We start from the raw sequence: 18,722 nt of genomic DNA on the forward strand, positions 1-18,722 counted from the left end.
AACGCCCCGAATCATTCGGGGCGTTTTCATTGGCGGTCAGAGTGGCAGGTAGGCTTTGACACCATTAACTACGCCTCGCATGTCGTCGGCGCGCAGGCGTGGGACAAAGTACTCTCGGCCTTTTGTGCGAGTCTTTCTATGCAGCTTGTCGAGGCGCTCGAAGCTGACGGTATAAATCATGTCGCACTTCACCCAAAGCTCTTTATAGCCATCGGACTGAAGTGGATTGGTGCGTAGCAAGTGGTGCCAGTCGTGCTGGGTTTCTGGCGCAGTAGAGGATATGGGCACCACGGTGCAGAGCTTGCGATTGTGGGTCGCGGTAGGCGATATCACGACAACCTTGCGGATTTTCAGCATTTCCGGTGCAACAAAACCTCGTGTGAAGTCACACAGCAGCACGTCGCCTTGTTTGGGGTGATAGTAGAGAGCCAATGTTAATTCCCCACAAAAAGCAAAGCCGCCCGAAGGCGGCTTCATTCGACACGCAGCGGAGCTTGCTTCGCCCCTTCTGCGCCGCTGGATCAACCCCGAAAAGGATCCAGACTCCTGCCAGCTTTCGCTGGTGACGGAGCAATTATGGGCATCAGGAAATCTGAATACAAGCTGGCTTGTGTGTATGAGCCACCCAGTTGATCCGGATTCTTGATTCCCGCTCCTGTTAAATCAATGGGCTAGGGCGTTCAGCGCCGTGGTTTATGTGTATCAAGAAATTGACCGTCAATAACTGCTCTCAGGCAAGCTCGCAATAATCGACCGATAGCTGTTCATCCGCTGCTGTTGCACGCGGCCATCTTCCAGGGCCTTGAGCAATGCACAGCCCGGCTCGCGGTCGTGTTTGCAGTCGCGGAAGCGGCAGGTGCCGATCAGGTCGTTGAACTCGATAAAGCCCGCTTCCACATCGCTGCGGCTGACGTGGCCCAAGCCGAATTCACGAATACCCGGGGAGTCGATCAGCTCGCCGCCACCGGGGAAGTGGAACAGCCTCGCAGTGGTGGTGGTGTGAGTGCCCTGGCCGGACAGTTCCGACAGTGGCCCCACGCGGGTGTCGACTTCCGGCAACAGGCTGTTGACCAGCGATGACTTGCCCACGCCAGACTGGCCGACAAACACGCTGATGCGCCCGTCCAGCTGCTGTTGCAGCTGTTCCATGCCGTTGCCGTGGTGGGCCGACACTTCCAGCACCGGGTAGCCCAGGGTGCGATAGACCGCCAGCAACGCATTGAGCGCCGGGGCGTTCTGCTCGTCGATCAGGTCGAATTTGTTCAACAGCAACAGCGGGCGGATGCCGGCGTGTTCGGCCGCGACCAGGTAGCGGTCGATCAGGTTGGCATGGGGCTCGGGCAACGGTGCGAACACGATCACAATCATGTCGACGTTGGCTGCCACCGGCTTGAGCTGGCCACGGCTGTCGGGGCGACGCAGTTCGGTGCTTCGCGGCAACTGGGCGACGATCACGCCGATGCCCTGGTTGCCGGCGCGCCACACGACTTTGTCGCCGGTCACCAGCGCAGGCAGGTTGGCGCGCAGGTGGCAACGGGACACCGAGCCTGCGAGTTCGCCTTCCAGCGCCTCGACTTCGACTTGCACACCAAAGTGCGCGATCACCAGGCCCGTTTGTTCGGGGCCCAAGTCGCCGCCCTCGAGCGCTTCCACGGCGGAGGATTCACGTTTGGCGGCACGCGCTGCGCGTTCACCTTGAATCTTTTCGATGCGCCAGTTTTGGCGACGGTTGAGCTGGCGTTTGGCCATTGGTGTTCCGTGTCGATAATGCAAAAGTTGGGTAAAACGGTCGCGAGTCTAGCACGGCCCCGCCTGCTAAACTGCGCAGCTACGCCAAGGTGCCAAGAGAATCAAGCCATGCAAAACCCACAGAACCTGATTTGGATCGATCTGGAAATGACCGGTCTGAACCCCGACAGCGACGTCATCATCGAGATGGCGACGATTGTCACCGACAGCAACCTCAACACCTTGGCCGAAGGTCCGGTGATCGCCATCCACCACAGCGACGCCGTGCTCGCCACCATGGATGAGTGGAACACCCGCACCCACGGTAACTCCGGGCTGACCCAGCGTGTGCGCGACAGCCGCATCAGCATGGCCGAAGCCGAAGCCGAAACCATCGCATTCCTGGAAAAATGGGTGCCCAAGGGCAAGTCGCCGATCTGCGGCAACAGCATCTGCCAGGACCGTCGCTTCCTTTATACGCATATGAAGGCGCTGGAGAGCTACTTCCACTATCGCAACCTGGACGTATCGACGCTTAAAGAGCTGGCTGCGCGTTGGGCGCCGGAAGTCAAAGACAGCTTCCATAAAGGCAGCACGCACCTGGCGTTGGATGATATTCGTGAGTCGATCGCCGAGTTGCAGCATTACCGCAAGCATTTCATCAAGGCTTGAAACGGGGCGACTGCTGAACATGTGGGAGGGGGCTTGCTCCCGATGGCGTTGTGTCAGCCCCAGATGCATTGACTGACACTCCCTCATCGGGAGCAAGCCCCCTCCCACACTTGAATGGGTTTGCAAATCCAAGTGTTGGAGAGCGTTTGCCCCCTTTTGGTGCCATCAGCAAATGATTAGACTGCCGGCCTCCCTGCAAGGATCGCCATCATGCTGTTGATGCTCTACCTCATCGCCATCACCGCCGAAGCCATGACCGGCGCCTTGTCCGCCGGTCGGCGCGGCATGGACTGGTTTGGCGTGGTGCTCATCGCCTGCGTAACGGCCCTGGGCGGTGGTTCGGTGCGCGATGTGCTGCTCGGCCACTACCCGCTGACCTGGGTCAAGCACCCGGAGTACCTGGTGCTGACCTCCGTCGCGGCGCTGGTGACGATCTTTATCGCGCCGCTGATGCGCCGCCTGCGCTCACTGTTTTTGGCGCTGGACGCCTTGGGGTTGGTGGCATTCACCCTGATCGGCTGCATGACCGCCCTGGAAATGGGTCACGGCATGTTGGTAGCGTCCGTCAGCGGGGTCATCACCGGCGTATTCGGGGGCATCCTGCGGGATATCTTCTGTAACGACATTCCGCTGATCTTCCGCCGCGAGTTGTACGCCAGCGTGTCGTTCCTGGCCGCCTGGTTCTACTTGCTGTGCCTGTATCTGGAACTGCCCAGCGAACAGGCGATTCTGCTGACGCTGTTCAGCGGCTTTCTATTGCGCCTGCTGGCGATCCGTTTTCACTGGGAAATGCCCAAGTTCGTCTACAACGACGACGTACACTAGCGGGCCGCGTGCTGGTTCAGCGCCCACTCCACATGCTCGCGAACCAGCTCTGAGGGGTAGTCCCGCCGCGCCTTCAAGGCTTCCAATACCGGAATGCTTGACGGCGCATTGCCCAGGCCCACCGCCAGATTGCGTAACCAGCGCTCGTAACCGGCGCGGCGCAGGGGGGAGCCCTCGGTGCTGCTGAGGAATTTATCCTCGTCCCACATAAACAGTTCGGCTAACTCGGCGTTATCCAGGTTGTGCCTGGGCTTGAAATCGCTTTCGGCAGTGGGTCGAGCGAAACGATTCCATGGACAAACGATCTGACAGTCATCGCAGCCAAAGACGCGGTTGCCGATCAGTGGGCGCAGGTCCTCGGGAATGGCGCTTTTGAGTTCGATGGTCAGGTAGGAGATGCAGCGCCGGGCGTCCAGCACGTAAGGACCGACGAAGGCGTTGGTGGGGCAGATGTCCAGGCACGCCGTGCAACGGCCGCAGTGCTCGGTAGTGTGGGGTGGGTCCACCGGCAACGGTAAATCGACAAACAGTTCGCTCAAGAAGAAATAACTGCCGGCCTTGCGGTTGAGCACAAGGGTGTTTTTACCGATCCAGCCCAATCCGGCTTGTTCGGCGATGGCTTTTTCCAGGACCGGCGCGCTGTCGACAAAGGCGCGAAAGCCGAACGGCCCGATCTGCGCCTGGATGCGGTCGGCCAGTTGCTGCACGCGCTTGCGGATCAGCTTGTGGTAGTCGCGGCCCAGGGCGTAGCGCGAGATATAGGCTTTTTCCGGCTGGCCCAGCAGTTGCGCCATCTGGGTGTCGCCGGGCAGGTAGTCCATGCGCAGTGACACCACGCGCAAGGTGCCGGGTACCAGTTCATCGGGATGGGAGCGTTTGCTGCCGTGGGCGCCCATGTAGTCCATCTCGCCGTGGTAGCCCGCGTCGAGCCAGCGTTGAAGGTGCTGTTCATGCTCAGCCAGGTCCAGGCCACTGATGCCGACTTGTTGAAAGCCCAGCTCGCGGCCCCAGTCTTTGATCGATTGGGCGAGGGCGGGCAGATCGGAGGTAATAGCAGGCATGAGACACGGGAAACCACAGGTTAGATGCGTATAATTCTGCCAGACATCGGAGCTTGAAGACGCATGCCTCAGACAAAACACCCAATTACCGACGTTCAGCTGTTGTTGCCCGGCCATTTGCCGCAACTGGCTGCGCGTTCTCCGGACGCCCATAAGGGCCAGTTCGGCCACCTGCTGGTCATCGGTGGTGACCGTGGCTTTGGCGGTGCGGCGCTGCTGAGCACCGAAAGTGCCCTGCGCGGTGGCGCCGGCATGGTCTCGCTGGCAACTCGACCGGAACATGTGCCAGCCGCTCTGGCCCGGCTGCCGGAAGTCATGGCTGTCGGCGTGAGCTCGGCCAACCAGTTGATGGGCCTGCTGGAAAAAATCTCGGTGATCGTCATTGGCCCAGGCCTGGGCGATGCCGCTTGGGGCAAAAGCCTGTTGTCGGTCGCGGCCAATGCCCGCCAGCCGCAGGTGTGGGACGCCGACGCGCTCAATCAACTGGCCACTGGCAGCGTCGAGCTGCCGGCCAACTGTGTGATTACTCCTCATCCGGGCGAAGCTGCGCGTTTGTTGGGGCTATCGACAGCCGAGGTTCAGGCTGATCGCCTTAATGTGGCGCGCGCGTTGAGCCAAAAATTCAATGCAGTGGCTATCCTCAAGGGTGCTGGCAGTTTGATTGCCAGCCCGGATGGACGGCTTGCCCGTTGTGATCAAGGCCACCCGGCGATGGCGACGGCGGGGCTTGGGGATGTCTTGGCTGGTCTGGTCGGCGCGCTATTGGCTCAGGGTATGCCCGCGTACGAGGCAAGCTGCCTGGCCGTGTGGTTGCACGCTACCGCTGGCGACCGCCAGGGCAGTTTTGGTCGGGGGCTGGCTGCCAGCGAACTGATCCCTGCCATTCGTCAATTGCTGGAGGAGCAGTCGCCGTGCCTGAAGTAATTCTTTTCCTGGCAGATGAAGAGGCCATGGTCGCGTTGGGGCAGCGTCTTTCGCAGGTCACGCAAGGGGCAGGGTTGATCTTTCTCGAAGGCGATCTCGGCGCAGGCAAAACCACATTGTCCCGGGGGATTATTCGCGGCCTGGGCCATACCGGCGCGGTAAAAAGCCCGACCTTTACGTTGGTCGAGCCCTACGAGATCGGCGACGTGTGTGCTTTCCACTTCGATCTTTATCGCCTGGTAGATCCAGAGGAACTGGAGTACATGGGCATCCGTGATTACTTCGATGAAGATGCGCTGTGCCTGATCGAATGGCCAGATAAAGGCACAGGCTTTTTGCCAAAGCCAGACATGACCATTACCATTACGCCGCATGAGCACGGACGTCAGCTGAAGTTGTTGCCCCAGAGCGTGCGCGCTGAAGCGTGGTGCACCGCTCTGGCATTGGAATTCAAATAAAATTGGTGGGGTTAGGTATGCGCTTTCGCGCGTTGGTTGCTGTCGTGGGGGTGTTGCTTGCGGCAATGACTGTCAATGCTCTGGCTGCTTCACAGGTAAAGAGCGTTCGCCTGTGGCGAGCGCCGGATAACACGCGACTGGTGTTCGACCTGTCTGGCCCGGTCCAGCACAGCGTCTTTACCCTGACGGCGCCTGATCGCCTGGTGATCGACATCAACGGTGCGAGCCTGGCCGCGCCGCTGAAGGTGCCTACCGCCAATACCCCGATTGCCGCCATGCGCTCGGCCCAGCGTACGCCGACCGACCTGCGCGTGGTCATCGACCTGAAAAAGGCCGTGACGCCTAAGAGCTTCTCCCTGGCGCCCAACGCCCAATACGGTAACCGACTGGTGGTCGACCTGTTCGACAACCCCGCCGACGCGGCACCACCGCCTGCGCCGACGCCAAGCGTGGCTACCGTGCCTGCGGTGCCGGTCAACCCGTCGCAACCCCAGGTCAAATTGCCACCGCCGCCGCCCGCGCCGGCAGGCAAGCGCGACATTATCGTGGTGATCGACGCCGGCCACGGTGGCGAAGATCCGGGGGCTTCCGGCTCACGCGGCCAGCATGAGAAAGACGTGGTACTGGCCATCGCTCGCGAGCTGCAACGCCAGGTCAACGGCATGAAAGGCTACCGCGCCGAGCTGACCCGCACCGGTGACTACTTCATTCCGTTGCGTGGCCGTACCGAAATTGCGCGCAAGAAGGGCGCTGACCTGTTCGTGTCCATTCACGCCGACGCCGCGCCTTCAACTGCTGCATTTGGTGCCTCGGTATTTGCCCTGTCGGATCGCGGTGCCACGTCCGAGACCGCCCGCTGGCTGGCCGACAGTGAAAACCGCTCCGACTTGATCGGCGGGGCCGGCAACGTGTCCCTCGATGACAAGGACAAGATGCTCGCCGGTGTGCTGCTCGACCTGTCGATGACCGCCTCGCTGACCTCCAGCCTTAACGTTGGCCAGAAAGTCCTGAGCAATATCGGTCGTGTGACGTCGCTGCATAAACAGCGGGTGGAACAAGCCGGGTTCATGGTGTTGAAGTCGCCGGACATCCCGTCGATCCTGGTGGAAACCGGGTTTATCTCCAACGCCAACGAGGCCTCCAAGCTGGCCAGCGCCAGCCACCAGCAAGCGCTGGCGCGTTCCATCAGTGCGGGCGTGCGCCAGTTCTTCCAGCAGAACCCACCACCGGGCACTTATATCGCCTGGCTACGTGATTCCGGCAAAATCGCCCAGGGCCCGCGTGACCATCGTGTGCAGCCCGGCGACACCGTTGCCATGCTGGCGGTACGTTTCCAGGTCACGCCTGCGGCCTTGCGCAGCGCCAATAACCTGAAAACCGATGAGTTGAAGATCGGCCAGGTGTTGACCATTCCCGGCACTGAATTGGCGGCACAGTAATGAGCGAATCCTTGTTGAACAGCGGCTCGCGCATCGAATTGCTCAGCCCGCGCCTGGCTAACCAGATTGCTGCGGGTGAGGTGGTCGAGCGCCCTGCGTCGGTGATCAAGGAGCTGCTGGAAAACAGCATCGACTCTGGTGCCAGGCGCATCGATGTCGACGTGGAGCAGGGCGGCGTCAAGTTGCTGCGGGTACGTGATGACGGCAGCGGCATCTCCTCCGATGATCTGCCGCTGGCTCTGGCCCGTCACGCCACCAGCAAGATCCGTGATCTGGAAGACCTTGAGCGGGTCATGAGCCTGGGTTTTCGCGGTGAAGCCCTGGCCTCCATCAGTTCCGTGGCGCGCCTGACCCTGACCTCCCGCACCCGCGACGCCGAGCAAGCCTGGCAAGTGGAAACCGAAGGTCGCGACATGGCGCCTCGGGTCCAGCCGGCTGCACACCCGGTGGGCACTTCGGTGGAGGTGCGCGACCTGTTCTTCAACACCCCGGCGCGGCGCAAATTCCTCAAGGCCGAGAAAACCGAATTCGATCACCTGCAAGAAGTCATCAAGCGCCTGGCCCTGGCCCGTTTCGATGTGGCGTTTCACCTGCGCCACAACGGCAAGACCATCCTCAGTCTGCACGAAGCCAACGACGACGCCGCCCGCGCACGACGTGTGGCAGCCGTGTGCGGCAGCGGTTTCCTGGAGCAGGCGCTGCCGATTGAAATCGAGCGCAATGGCCTGAGGTTGTGGGGTTGGGTGGGGTTGCCGACGTTCTCCCGTAGCCAGGCCGACTTGCAGTACTTCTTTGTGAATGGCCGTGCGGTTCGCGACAAGCTGGTAGCCCACGCGGTGCGCCAGGCTTATCGCGACGTGCTGTTCAACGGCCGGCACCCCACGTTTGTGCTGTTCTTCGAGGTCGACCCGTCGGTGGTCGACGTCAACGTGCACCCGACCAAGCACGAAGTACGCTTCCGGGACGGGCGCATGGTGCATGACTTCCTGTATGGCACGCTGCACCGCGCCTTGGGCGATGTGCGCCCGGATGATCAACTGTCAGCGCCGATTGTCACGGCGGTGGTGCGCCCGAGCGGTCCTGAGGCCGGTGAGTTCGGTCCGCAAGGTGAAATGAGCCTGGCGGCCAACCTGCTGCAATCGACGCCGTCGCAGCCAGCCTACACGGCGCCAAACTCGGGTGCCGGTGCGGGTTACCAGTACCAATACACACCGCGTCCGCAGTCGACGGTGCCGGTGGCTGAGGCCCAGGCGGCTTACCGGGAGTTTTTCGCGCCGCTGCCGGGTGCCGAGCCGGGTGCTGCTCCCTCGTTGCCGGAAGGCGGCGGTGATATCCCGCCGCTGGGCTATGCCCTGGCGCAGCTCAAGGGCATCTACATCCTTGCGGAAAACGCCCATGGCCTGGTGCTGGTGGACATGCATGCCGCCCATGAGCGGATCATGTACGAACGCCTGAAGATCGCCATGGCCAGCGAAGGCCTCAGCGGTCAACCGCTGCTGGTGCCGGAGTCCCTGGCCGTGAGCCAGCGCGAGGCCGATTGCGCCGAAGAACACCACAGCGTGTTCCAGAAGCTGGGTTTTGAGCTACAACGCCTGGGCCCGGAAACCCTGGCGATCCGTCAAATTCCCGCGCTGCTCAAGCAGGCCGAAGCCAACCGCCTGGTGGCCGATGTGCTGGCCGACCTGATGGAGTACGGCACCAGCGACCGTATCCAGGCGCATATCAACGAATTGCTCGGCACCATGGCCTGCCACGGCGCCATCCGCGCCAATCGCCGCCTGGCCCTGCCGGAAATGAACGGCCTGCTGCGTGACATGGAAAACACCGAGCGCAGCGGCCAATGCAACCATGGCCGACCGACCTGGACCCAAATGGGCCTGGACGATCTGGACAAACTGTTCTTGCGCGGCCGTTGATGAGCGCCTTGCCCCCCGCGATCTTCCTGATGGGCCCCACGGCCGCCGGCAAGACGGACCTGGCCATCGAGCTGACCAAGGTGCTGCCCTGCGAGTTGATCAGTGTCGACTCTGCCCTGGTTTACCGGGACATGGATATCGGCACGGCCAAGCCGTCCAAAGCGCTATTGGCCCAATATCCGCATAAATTGATCGACATCATCGACCCGGCGCAGAGCTATTCGGCTGCGGATTTTCGCACCGACGCCCTAGCGGCCATGGCCGAGATCACCGCGCGCGGCAATATCCCGCTGCTGGTGGGTGGCACCATGCTCTACTACAAGGCATTGCAGGAAGGGCTGGCCGATATGCCGCCTGCCGATGCCCAGGTGCGCGCCGAACTCGAAGAAGAGGCTGCACGCCTCGGCTGGCAAGCCCTGCACGACCAATTGGCGGCGGTGGACCCGGTGTCCGCGGCGCGCATTCACCCCAATGACCCCCAGCGCCTCACCCGTGCCCTGGAAGTCTGGCGTGTGAGTGGCCGGACCATGACTGAACACAGGCTGAAACAAAGTGCGCAAAGTGCTGATGCAGGCGCATCTGGACAGTCACAATTGCCCTATACTGTGGCGAATCTGGCCATCGCTCCGGCAAATCGCCAGGTGCTGCATGAACGAATTGCACAAAGATTCACAATTATGTTGGAACAGGGGTTTGTGGACGAGGTCGTAGCACTGCGTTCAAGAGGTGACCTGCATGCCGGGCTGCCTTCGATACGTGCTGTAGGCTACCGCCAAGTCTGGGATCATCTGGATGGCAAGCTGACGTCAGCCGAAATGCAGGAGCGCGGCATCATCGCCACGCGCCAATTGGCGAAGCGCCAGTTCACCTGGCTGCGCAGCTGGAGCGATTTGCACTGGTTGGACAGCCTGGACAGCGACAATCTGTCACGCGCCTTGAAATACTTGGGAACGGTCTCCATATTGAGCTGAGTCCTTGCAATTGCCGTCTATCCTTGGGGGTGTGACGGCCATAAGCTATCTATTTTCCGATTTTTTATTATTGATCCTTAAAGGAGTGCGGCACATGTCAAAAGGGCATTCGCTACAAGACCCTTACTTGAATACTTTACGTAAAGAGAAAGTTGGGGTTTCCATCTATCTGGTCAACGGTATCAAGTTGCAAGGCACGATCGAGTCGTTCGACCAGTTCGTGATCCTGCTGAAAAACACCGTCAGCCAGATGGTCTACAAACACGCTATCTCGACAGTCGTTCCAGTTCGTCCAATCCGTCTGCCTAGCGCAGCAGGTGATGAACAGGGTGACGCTGAGCCAGGTAACGCCTGATAGGAGTCTCCTTTGTTCTTTGAGCGCCACGGTGGTGGTGAGCGAGTAATCCTCGTTCACTTGGATGGACAGGACCCTGAGGCGCGCGAAGATCCGCAGGAGTTTCAGGAGTTGGCAAATTCGGCCGGCGCCGAGACCGTTGCGTTTTTTAACGTGCCGCGTCATCGGCCAACCGCCAAATACCTGATCGGCAGCGGCAAGGTCGAGGAACTGCGCGACCTGGTTCACGCTGAAGAAGCCGATCTGGTGATCTTCAATCACACCCTCACGCCCAGTCAGGAACGTAACCTCGAACGTGTTTTCGAGTGTCGCGTGATCGACCGTACCGGCCTGATTCTCGATATTTTCGCCCAGCGCGCCCGTACCCATGAAGGCAAGCTCCAGGTCGAACTGGCTCAGCTTGATCACATGAGCACCCGCCTGGTTCGCGGCTGGACTCACCTTGAGCGTCAAGGTGGCGGCATCGGTATGCGCGGTCCGGGTGAAACCCAGCTGGAAACCGACCGGCGTCTGCTGCGGGTTCGCCTGCGCCAGATCAAGGGCCGCCTGGAAAAAGTCCGCAGCCAGCGCGAACAATCGCGCCGTGGCCGTTCCCGTGCGGATATCCCTACCGTGTCCCTGGTGGGTTATACCAACGCCGGCAAGTCCACGCTGTTCAACAACGTGACGAAATCGGACGTGTACGCGGCCGACCAACTGTTCGCCACCCTCGACCCGACCTTGCGCCGTCTGGACATAGACGACCTGGGGCCGATTGTCCTGGCCGATACCGTGGGTTTCATTCGTCACTTGCCGCACAAGCTGGTCGAGGCATTTCGGTCTACGCTCGAAGAGTCGAGCAATTCCGACCTGCTGCTGCACGTGATCGATGCGGCCGAACCGGATCGCATGTTGCAGATTGAACAGGTCATGGTGGTGCTGGGCGAGATTGGTGCCCAGGACTTGCCGATCCTCGAGGTCTATAACAAACTCGATTTGCTTGAAGGTGTTGAGCCACAAATCCAGCGTGACGAAAACGGCAAGCCCCAGCGGGTCTGGCTGTCGGCGCGTGATGGCAGTGGTTTGGACCTGCTTGAGCAAGCAATTGCCGAACTGCTGGGCAGCGATTTGTTTGTCGGCACCTTGCGCTTGCCGCAGCGTTTTGCTCGACTGCGGGCACAGTTTTTCGAACTGGGTGCGGTACAGAAAGAAGAACACGACGAAGAAGGTGTCAGCTTGCTGGCCGTTCGATTGCCACGCTCGGAGCTCAATCGACTGGTCAGTCGCGAGGGTGTTGTGCCGGCGGAGTTCATTGAACAACACACTTTGCAATAAAAGCCTGAGAAAGCGGTTGTGCCGCAGTAGCAGGCATTCTGTAGCATTGGTCGGCGCGCCGTGGGTGCGTCTTTGCTTTATCAGATGGAGAGCGCTATGGCTTGGAATGAGCCGGGTGGCAACTCGAATAATCAGGATCCTTGGGGTGGTAAGCGCCGCAATAATGGCGACCGCAAGGGGCCACCGGATCTCGACGAGGCCTTCCGAAAGCTGCAGGAAAGCCTGAATGGGTTGTTCGGTGGTGGAAAAAAACGTGGCGGTGACGACGGCGGTCGCACCAGCAAGGGCGGCGGCTACGGCCTGCTGGGCCTGGGTCTTGTCGTGCTCGCGGCCGTATGGCTGTACAGCGCGGTCTACGTGGTGGACGAGCAGGAGCAAGCCGTGGTGCTGCGCTTCGGCAAGTACTACGAGACTGTCGGGCCGGGCCTGAACATCTATTTCCCGCCGATCGACAAGAAGTACATGGAAAACGTCACGCGTGAGCGTGCGTACACCAAGCAGGGCCAGATGCTGACCGAAGACGAGAACATCGTCGAAGTGCCGCTGACCGTGCAGTACAAGATCAGCAACCTGCAGGACTACGTGCTGAACGTTGACCAGCCGGAAATCAGCCTGCAACACGCAACTGAAAGCGCCCTGCGCCACGTGGTGGGTTCTACCGCCATGGACCAGGTGCTGACCGAAGGTCGTGAGTTGATGGCCAGCGAAATCAAGGAGCGCCTGCAACGGTTCCTCGATACCTATCGCACCGGTATTACTGTCACCCAGGTCAACGTACAGAACGCAGCCGCGCCGCGCGAAGTGCAGGAAGCCTTTGATGATGTGATCCGTGCCCGTGAAGACGAGCAGCGTTCGCGCAACCAGGCTGAAACCTATGCCAACGGCGTTGTGCCGGAAGCCCGTGGTCAGGCCCAGCGCATCCTTGAAGATGCCAACGGTTATCGCGACGAAGTGGTCTCGCGCGCCAAGGGTGAGGCAGATCGCTTTACCAAGCTGGTTGCCGAGTACCGCAAGGCGCCGGAAGTCACGCGTGAGCGTCTGTACCTGGACACCATGCAGGAAGTTTTCAGCAACACCAGCAAGGTTCTCGTGACCGGCAACAAGGGTGGGCAGAACAACCTGCTGTACCTGCCGCTGGACAAGATGATCGAAAGTGGTCGTAGCGGCACCAGCGCACCGTCCACCGGTTCGAATGCCGCTGCCAACGAAGCGAGCGCCCGTGCGGCCGCTGACTTGCTGCAACAGCAAACACGTACCAGGGAGAGTCGTTGATGAGCAATAAATCGCTGACCGCCCTGATTGTGGGCGTCGTCGTGGTCATCGCTGCCTGGAACTGCTTCTACATCGTGGCTCAGACCGAGCGTGCGGTGCTGCTGCAATTCGGTCGCGTGGTCCAGGCGGATGTCCAGCCAGGCCTGCATGTGAAAGTCCCCTACGTCAACCAGGTGCGCAAGTTCGACGCCCGCCTGATGACCCTGGATGCACCGACACAGCGCTTCCTGACCCTGGAAAAGAAAGCCGTGATGGTTGACGCCTACGCCAAGTGGCGCGTCAAGGATGCCGAGCGCTTCTACACCGCGACCTCCGGCCTCAAGCAGATTGCCGACGAGCGTTTGTCCCGTCGTCTGGAATCGGGCCTGCGTGACCAGTTTGGTAAGCGCACCCTGCATGAGGTGGTTTCTGGTGAACGTGATGCGCTGATGGCGGATATCACCCGTTCGCTGAACACCATGGCGGAAAAAGAGCTGGGTATCGAAGTCGTCGATGTCCGGGTCAAGGCCATTGACCTGCCCAAGGAAGTGAACCGCAGCGTGTTCGAACGTATGAGCACCGAGCGTGAGCGTGAAGCTCGTGAGCACCGTGCCAAGGGTAACGAGCTGGCTGAAGGTATCCGCGCCGATGCTGACCGTCAGCGCCGAGTCCTGCTGGCAGAAGCCTATCGTGAGTCTGAAGAGGCCCGCGGTGATGGTGATGCTCAAGCGGCGGCGATCTACGCCAAGGCTTACGGCCAGGACCAGGAGTTCTACGCGTTCTACCGTAGCCTGCGTGCCTACCGTGAAAGCTTCGCGAACAAAACCGACGTACTGGTGCTGGACCCAAGCAGCGACTTCTTCCGCTACCTGGAAAAGTCCAAGTAACAGGCCTGTGATTCTGTAGGGGGCACTCCGTCGGGCGGCTAAAATGCCTGGCGGGGTGATCCTTTCAGAAAACGGGTGTATGATGCGGCAGCCGGGAAATTCCCGGCTTTTTTGCGTCTGCATGTTTGATTCGGCAGGCGTGACAGGTTTTTCGAGGAAAGTGCCCGACGAGGCCGTTTGCAGGCCGTTCGTCACGTCGCTCTTGCGCGTGGTTTATGCAGGAGGCGGGTATTTTCTGCTTCACTCAAGGCTCGGCCGAGGGCTGGCCGCCCGGATCAAAGGGGAATGGCGTAATGGCAACGGTAGACCGCTGGCTGCTGCCAGATGGCATCGAAGAAGTACTGCCACCAGAAGCTGCGCGCATTGAAGTAGCGCGTCGCCAGGTGTTGGATCTGTTCCAGAGCTGGGGTTACGAGTTTGTCGTGACTCCCCATATCGAGTACCTGGAATCCCTGCTGACCGGCGCGGGCCAGGACCTGGATCTGCGCACCTTCAAGGTGATCGACCCGCAATCGGGCCGGCAAATGGGGTTCCGTGCCGACATCACGCCGCAAGTGGCGCGCATCGACGCGCACACCCTGCGCCGCGAAGGTCCGAGCCGCCTGTGCTACGCCGGCAGCGTGTTGCATGCCCAGCCGCGAGCCTTGTCGTCTTCGCGCAGCCCGATCCAGTTGGGTGCCGAGTTGTACGGCGATGCCAGCCCGAGCAGCGACGTTGAAGTGATCAGCCTGATGCTGGCCATGCTGCAACTGGCTGACGTGCCCGATGTCCACATGGACCTGGGCCACGTCGGTATCTATCGTGGTCTGGCCCGTGCGGCTGGCTTGTCCGGTGAAGTGGAGCAACAGTTGTTCGATGCCCTGCAGCGCAAGGCGATCGACGAAGTGATCGCCCTGACCGAGGGTGTGCCGGCTGAACTGGCCGGTATGCTGCGTGCGCTGGTGGACCTGTGCGGTGGTCGTGAAGTGCTGGTGGCTGCGCGTGAGCGCCTGGCCAATGCGCCGGCGCCGGTATTGGCGGCACTGGATGACGTGCTGGCGATTGCCGAACGCTTGTCGGCGCGGTTCCCGCAGCTGCCGCTGTATTTTGATCTGGGCGAGTTGCGCGGCTACCACTACCACACCGGTGTGGTGTTCGCGGTATTTGTCCCGGGTGTTGGCCAGGCCATCGCCCAAGGTGGTCGTTACGACGATATCGGCGCCGACTTCGGTCGCGCGCGTCCGGCCACTGGTTTTTCCACCGATTTGAAAACCCTGGTGACCCTGGGGCGTGCTGAGGTCGAGCTGCCGTCTGGTGGCATCTGGATGCCCGACAGTACGGACGCGGCGCTCTGGCAGCAGGTTTGCCAGTTACGCAGTGAGGGTCAGCGTGTGGTCCAGGCCTTGCCTGGGCAGCCATTGGCCGCCGCCCGTGAAGCGGACTGCGACCGGCAATTGATTCAGCAGAACGGGCTTTGGCAAGTATCGCCACTGGCTTCTTGAGTTTTCCTGCCGGCCATCGCCGGCACCAAGTTTGCGCGAATGAGGACAAGTGTTATGGGTAAGAATGTCGTAGTCCTGGGCACCCAATGGGGTGATGAGGGCAAAGGCAAGATCGTTGATCTGCTGACCGAACATGCTGCCGCCGTAGTGCGCTACCAGGGTGGCCACAACGCTGGCCACACCCTGGTCATCGATGGCGAAAAAACCGTCTTGCACCTGATTCCGTCGGGCGTACTGCGCGAAGGCGTGCAGTGCCTGATCGGCAACGGCGTGGTAGTTGCACCTGACGCCCTGCTGCGCGAGATCACCAAGCTGGAAGAGAAAGGCGTACCGGTGCGCGAGCGCCTGCGCATCAGCCCGTCCTGCCCGCTGATCCTGTCCTTCCACGTTGCACTGGACCAGGCCCGTGAAAAGGCCCGTGGCGAGCTGAAGATCGGCACTACCGGTCGCGGCATCGGTCCGGCCTATGAAGACAAGGTTGCGCGTCGTGGCCTGCGTGTGGGCGACCTGCTCAACATGCCGCGCTTTGAAGACAAGCTGCGTGAACTGGTGGATTACCACAACTTCATGCTGGTCGGTTACTACAAAGAGCCTGCCATCGAGTTCGACAAGACCCTGGCTGAGTGCAAGGAATACGCAGAGCTGCTCAAGCCGCTGATGCTGGACGTGACCGCCGAGCTGCACGACCTGCGTCGCGCCGGCAAAGACATCATGTTCGAAGGCGCCCAGGGCTCGTTGCTGGACATCGACCACGGCACCTACCCGTACGTGACCAGCTCCAACACCACTGCTGGCGGCGTTGCCACAGGTTCAGGCGTTGGTCCGATGTTCCTGGACTACATCCTGGGCATCACCAAGGCTTACACCACCCGTGTAGGCTCGGGTCCGTTCCCGACTGAACTGTTCGACGACGTTGGTGCGCACCTGGCCAAGCAAGGTCACGAATTCGGCGCCACCACTGGCCGTGCTCGTCGTTGCGGTTGGTTCGACGCCGTTATCCTGCGCCGCGCTATCGATGTGAACAGCATTTCGGGCATTTGCCTGACCAAGCTGGACGTACTTGACGGCCTGGAAGCCATCAACATCTGCGTCGGCTACAAAGACGCGCAAGGCAACGACGTTGCCCCGACCGACGCTGACAGCTACGTGGGCCTGCAGCCTGTGTACGAAGAAGTGCCAGGTTGGACCGAATCGACCGTGGGCGCCAAGACCCTGGAAGAACTGCCAGCCAACGCCCGCGCTTACATCAAGCGTGTGGAAGAGCTGATCGGTGCACCGATCGACATTATTTCGACCGGCCCGGACCGCAACGAGACCATCGTTCTGCGTCACCCGTTCGCTTAATAAAGTGTTGATGTAAAAAGCAAAGGGCTCCTTCGGGAGCCCTTTGTCGTTTCTGCCTGGCAAACGGCACGACCCTTGCTGTGTTTCCCTCTTTCGAGGTGCTATCAAATTAGTGGCACCCGTGGTGGAGGGGTTTCCAGTGTCTGCCGTTCTCTCGTTGTTACAAAGCCGTCTGTTGCGGCCGGTGTTCGTTACCCTTGGTATCGCCCTTTTGGTGCAAGTGCTGGTTGCCGTCGCGCTGACGCGGAGCACCGTGACCGCGCTGGAAGCTGATTTGGGTAATCGTCTGGGCATCGATAGTCAGAAACTGTCTGGCGAATTGGCCCAGGCCGGCAAGGAGGTCACGTCCAGCCTCGACAGCTTGTCCTCCAGCACGCGCCAGCGCCTGACAGCCGGGCTTTCCACGCGTCTGCAGGAAGAGCAGAAGCAACTGCGTGCGACCCTGGAAAAAGACCTGAAGGACTCCGCCAATGACATGGCGCAGTTGCTGGCCTCGGTCGCGCCCCGCGCCATGTGGGACAGCGATGTGCCAACACTCTCGGAATTTGCCCGGCGTGCCCAACGCAATCCCAACGTGTTGTTCGTCGTGTATGACGACGCCGCGGGTGAGCACCTGACGCGTTATCTGAACCGTGATAACCCGATCAACCAGGCGTTGCTGGCAAAGGGCGCGGGTGAGCGTGCCCTCGATAAAGTGCTGAGCGCGGCCAAGACAGACCCGTCGGTGTACTACGTCGAAGCCTCCATCAGCCCAAATGGTGTGGAAATCGGCAAGGTGCGCATGGGCGTGTCGACCGTCGCGGTTGAGGCCGACCTGCAAGCATTGGATAAGCGCTTTGCCGCGCTGATCGCCAGCGGTGATCAACTGGTGGGCGATAGCCTCCAGGGGGCGGCGGCTGATAGTGCCAGCGCCATGGGCGCCAGGCTGCAGTCGGCACAGGCAACTGCCACCCAAATGACTGCAAACACCTCCAGCGCCGTGCAAGAAGCGGCGGGCGCCCTGCGTTGGCGTATCGGCATGGGCCTGGCATTGGTGGGGCTTGGCGTATTGCTGTTGCTCGCTGTTGTGTTGGGCCGGCGCGTGGTCAATCGCCTGAAGCTGCTTATTGCCGCCATGGACGACCTGGCGGCAGGCGAGGGCGACCTCACCAAGCGTGTGCAGATCAACAGCAAGGACGAAATCGGTGATATGGCTTCGGCGGTCAATCGCTTTGTGGATAAGTTGCAGCCCATCGTGCGTGAGGCTGGCGATGTGGCCCAGCGTACAGGTGTGGAAATCGGCGCCATGACATTGCGTAACGCGGGCGCCGACGCGGCAGCGGGTTTGCAGCGCGACGAGGTTGCAGAGAGCTTGCGCGCACTTTCGCAAATGGCTGACGAGGCCCAGGCCGAAAGTCACGCCATGCAAGCGGCCTTGCAGCAGGTGGTGGATATTCGCCAGGCCACGGATGAGAACTCGCGCACCTCGGCTGAGGTCGGCAGCTTGATCGAGGCGTTGGCGGGGCAGGTGCAGGCTGGCTCCCAGGTGATTGAGCGGCTGGCGCAGCAAAGCGAGCAGATCGAAGTCGTGCTAACCGTGATCCACGGTATCGCCGAGCAAACCAATTTGCTTGCCCTGAATGCGGCTATCGAAGCGGCGCGGGCGGGCGAGACTGGACGTGGCTTTGCGGTGGTGGCGGACGAAGTGCGTGCGCTGGCCAGCAAGACCCAAAGCTCTACCGGCGACATCCAGGCGCATATCGTGGCGTTGCAACAGGGCGCGCGTGAGGCGGTGGAAACAATCGGCAAGGCTGGCCGCCAGGCCAATGAGGGCTTGCTGGTGTTGCGCGACAGTGTGCGTTTGCAGCAGACAGTACAAGCGTCGGTGGAGCAGGTGCACGCCGCGATTGGTCTGGCGACGCGTGCGGCTGAGCACCAGGCTCAGGGCGCCCATGCGGTGCGTGGGCGGGTGGAAGTGATCCATGCCCAGGCCGAGCGTGCGGCGCAGGCGGTGGTGGAGACGACAGCCAGTGGCAAGGTGCTGGATGGGTTGGCGGCGCAGTTGAAGGCGAGCCTGGGGCAGTTCCGGGCTTAGTGGTGTCCATGCCGGCCTCATC

17 protein-coding genes are annotated in these 18,722 nt (G+C 61.0%); 14 read left to right on the top strand and 3 right to left on the bottom strand.

Going from position 1 to position 18,722, the window contains the following annotated elements; genetic code table 11:
- Positions 1 to 36: 36 nt before the first annotated feature.
- Positions 37 to 477 (bottom strand): type II toxin-antitoxin system PemK/MazF family toxin, encoded by a 441-nt coding sequence (locus FW800_RS03330; protein WP_446436961.1) that lies wholly within the window; start codon positions 475 to 477, stop codon positions 37 to 39.
- A 240-nt stretch (positions 478 to 717) separates the two neighbouring features.
- Positions 718 to 1,749, bottom strand: a complete 1,032-nt coding sequence (rsgA, locus tag FW800_RS03335) for a small ribosomal subunit biogenesis GTPase RsgA (RefSeq protein WP_005784215.1) — start codon at positions 1,747 to 1,749, stop codon at positions 718 to 720.
- 108 nt (positions 1,750 to 1,857) lie between these two features.
- On the opposite strand from rsgA, the gene orn reads away from it, so the two are divergent.
- The gene (orn, locus tag FW800_RS03340; RefSeq protein ID WP_005784217.1) at positions 1,858 to 2,400 is read left to right on the top strand and encodes an oligoribonuclease; all 543 of its coding nucleotides are present in this window, start codon (positions 1,858 to 1,860) and stop codon (positions 2,398 to 2,400) included.
- A 207-nt stretch (positions 2,401 to 2,607) separates the two neighbouring features.
- Complete coding sequence (locus FW800_RS03345; protein ID WP_172833454.1) at positions 2,608 to 3,225, top strand: trimeric intracellular cation channel family protein; 618 nt, start codon at positions 2,608 to 2,610, stop codon at positions 3,223 to 3,225.
- On the opposite strand, the gene queG is transcribed toward FW800_RS03345, so the two are convergent.
- Positions 3,222 to 4,286: a tRNA epoxyqueuosine(34) reductase QueG gene (queG, locus tag FW800_RS03350; protein WP_005784221.1), complete on the bottom strand. Its 1,065-nt coding sequence runs from the start codon at positions 4,284 to 4,286 to the stop codon at positions 3,222 to 3,224. The genes FW800_RS03345 and queG overlap by 4 nt on opposite strands.
- A 63-nt stretch (positions 4,287 to 4,349) precedes the next feature.
- Between queG and FW800_RS03355 the strand changes: the two genes are divergently transcribed.
- From FW800_RS03355 to FW800_RS03410, 12 genes are all read left to right on the top strand, one after another.
- Positions 4,350 to 5,210: an NAD(P)H-hydrate dehydratase gene (locus FW800_RS03355; protein ID WP_446436962.1), complete on the top strand. Its 861-nt coding sequence runs from the start codon at positions 4,350 to 4,352 to the stop codon at positions 5,208 to 5,210.
- Positions 5,198 to 5,668, top strand: coding sequence for a tRNA (adenosine(37)-N6)-threonylcarbamoyltransferase complex ATPase subunit type 1 TsaE (gene tsaE / locus FW800_RS03360; RefSeq protein WP_446436963.1), 471 nt, complete (start codon positions 5,198 to 5,200; stop codon positions 5,666 to 5,668). The genes FW800_RS03355 and tsaE overlap by 13 nt, the downstream gene beginning before the upstream one ends.
- A 17-nt stretch (positions 5,669 to 5,685) precedes the next feature.
- A complete protein-coding gene (locus FW800_RS03365; RefSeq protein WP_446436964.1) occupies positions 5,686 to 7,107 on the top strand; it encodes an N-acetylmuramoyl-L-alanine amidase in 1,422 nt (473 codons plus the stop codon).
- Positions 7,107 to 9,023, top strand: a complete 1,917-nt coding sequence (gene mutL / locus FW800_RS03370) for a DNA mismatch repair endonuclease MutL (RefSeq protein WP_032878206.1) — start codon at positions 7,107 to 7,109, stop codon at positions 9,021 to 9,023. Before FW800_RS03365 ends, mutL begins: the two co-directional genes overlap by 1 nt.
- Positions 9,023 to 9,994, top strand: coding sequence for a tRNA (adenosine(37)-N6)-dimethylallyltransferase MiaA (miaA, locus tag FW800_RS03375; protein ID WP_446436965.1), 972 nt, complete (start codon positions 9,023 to 9,025; stop codon positions 9,992 to 9,994). Before mutL ends, miaA begins: the two co-directional genes overlap by 1 nt.
- A gap of 94 nt (positions 9,995 to 10,088) precedes the next feature.
- Positions 10,089 to 10,349 (top strand): RNA chaperone Hfq, encoded by a 261-nt coding sequence (hfq, locus tag FW800_RS03380; protein ID WP_003188059.1) that lies wholly within the window; start codon positions 10,089 to 10,091, stop codon positions 10,347 to 10,349.
- A 12-nt stretch (positions 10,350 to 10,361) separates the two neighbouring features.
- Complete coding sequence (gene hflX / locus FW800_RS03385; protein ID WP_032878202.1) at positions 10,362 to 11,663, top strand: ribosome rescue GTPase HflX; 1,302 nt, start codon at positions 10,362 to 10,364, stop codon at positions 11,661 to 11,663.
- 96 nt (positions 11,664 to 11,759) lie between these two features.
- Positions 11,760 to 12,935 carry an FtsH protease activity modulator HflK gene (gene hflK / locus FW800_RS03390; RefSeq protein ID WP_446436966.1) on the top strand — a complete coding sequence of 392 codons (1,176 nt, stop codon included), beginning with the start codon at positions 11,760 to 11,762 and terminating at the stop codon, positions 12,933 to 12,935.
- Positions 12,935 to 13,801, top strand: a complete 867-nt coding sequence (gene hflC / locus FW800_RS03395) for a protease modulator HflC (RefSeq protein WP_003188064.1) — start codon at positions 12,935 to 12,937, stop codon at positions 13,799 to 13,801. Before hflK ends, hflC begins: the two co-directional genes overlap by 1 nt.
- Positions 13,802 to 14,094: 293 nt before the next feature.
- The gene (locus FW800_RS03400) at positions 14,095 to 15,282 is read left to right on the top strand and encodes an ATP phosphoribosyltransferase regulatory subunit (protein ID WP_032878199.1); all 1,188 of its coding nucleotides are present in this window, start codon (positions 14,095 to 14,097) and stop codon (positions 15,280 to 15,282) included.
- A gap of 54 nt (positions 15,283 to 15,336) precedes the next feature.
- Positions 15,337 to 16,626, top strand: a complete 1,290-nt coding sequence (locus FW800_RS03405; RefSeq protein WP_005784238.1) for an adenylosuccinate synthase — start codon at positions 15,337 to 15,339, stop codon at positions 16,624 to 16,626.
- Positions 16,627 to 16,765: 139 nt separating this feature from the next.
- Positions 16,766 to 18,700: a methyl-accepting chemotaxis protein gene (locus tag FW800_RS03410; protein WP_446436967.1), complete on the top strand. Its 1,935-nt coding sequence runs from the start codon at positions 16,766 to 16,768 to the stop codon at positions 18,698 to 18,700.
- Positions 18,701 to 18,722: the final 22 nt, after the last annotated feature.

The organism is Pseudomonas sp. 910_23 (assembly GCF_052850795.1).

Excerpts from the sequence above, each read along its gene's own strand:
- FW800_RS03405 (WP_005784238.1), top strand. The coding sequence starts at position 15,337 with ATGGGTAAGAATGTCGTAGTCCTGGGCACCCAATGGGGTGATGAGGGC.
- queG (WP_005784221.1), bottom strand. The coding sequence starts at position 4,286 with ATGCCTGCTATTACCTCCGATCTGCCCGCCCTCGCCCAATCGATCAAA.
- miaA (WP_446436965.1), top strand. The coding sequence starts at position 9,023 with ATGAGCGCCTTGCCCCCCGCGATCTTCCTGATGGGCCCCACGGCCGCC.
- FW800_RS03355 (WP_446436962.1), top strand. The coding sequence starts at position 4,350 with ATGCCTCAGACAAAACACCCAATTACCGACGTTCAGCTGTTGTTGCCC.
- FW800_RS03330 (WP_446436961.1), bottom strand. The coding sequence starts at position 477 with ATGAAGCCGCCTTCGGGCGGCTTTGCTTTTTGTGGGGAATTAACATTG.
- hflC (WP_003188064.1), top strand. The coding sequence starts at position 12,935 with ATGAGCAATAAATCGCTGACCGCCCTGATTGTGGGCGTCGTCGTGGTC.
- FW800_RS03400 (WP_032878199.1), top strand. The coding sequence starts at position 14,095 with ATGGCAACGGTAGACCGCTGGCTGCTGCCAGATGGCATCGAAGAAGTA.
- FW800_RS03365 (WP_446436964.1), top strand. The coding sequence starts at position 5,686 with ATGCGCTTTCGCGCGTTGGTTGCTGTCGTGGGGGTGTTGCTTGCGGCA.
- mutL (WP_032878206.1), top strand. The coding sequence starts at position 7,107 with ATGAGCGAATCCTTGTTGAACAGCGGCTCGCGCATCGAATTGCTCAGC.
- rsgA (WP_005784215.1), bottom strand. The coding sequence starts at position 1,749 with ATGGCCAAACGCCAGCTCAACCGTCGCCAAAACTGGCGCATCGAAAAG.
- orn (WP_005784217.1), top strand. The coding sequence starts at position 1,858 with ATGCAAAACCCACAGAACCTGATTTGGATCGATCTGGAAATGACCGGT.
- hfq (WP_003188059.1), top strand. The coding sequence starts at position 10,089 with ATGTCAAAAGGGCATTCGCTACAAGACCCTTACTTGAATACTTTACGT.
- hflK (WP_446436966.1), top strand. The coding sequence starts at position 11,760 with ATGGCTTGGAATGAGCCGGGTGGCAACTCGAATAATCAGGATCCTTGG.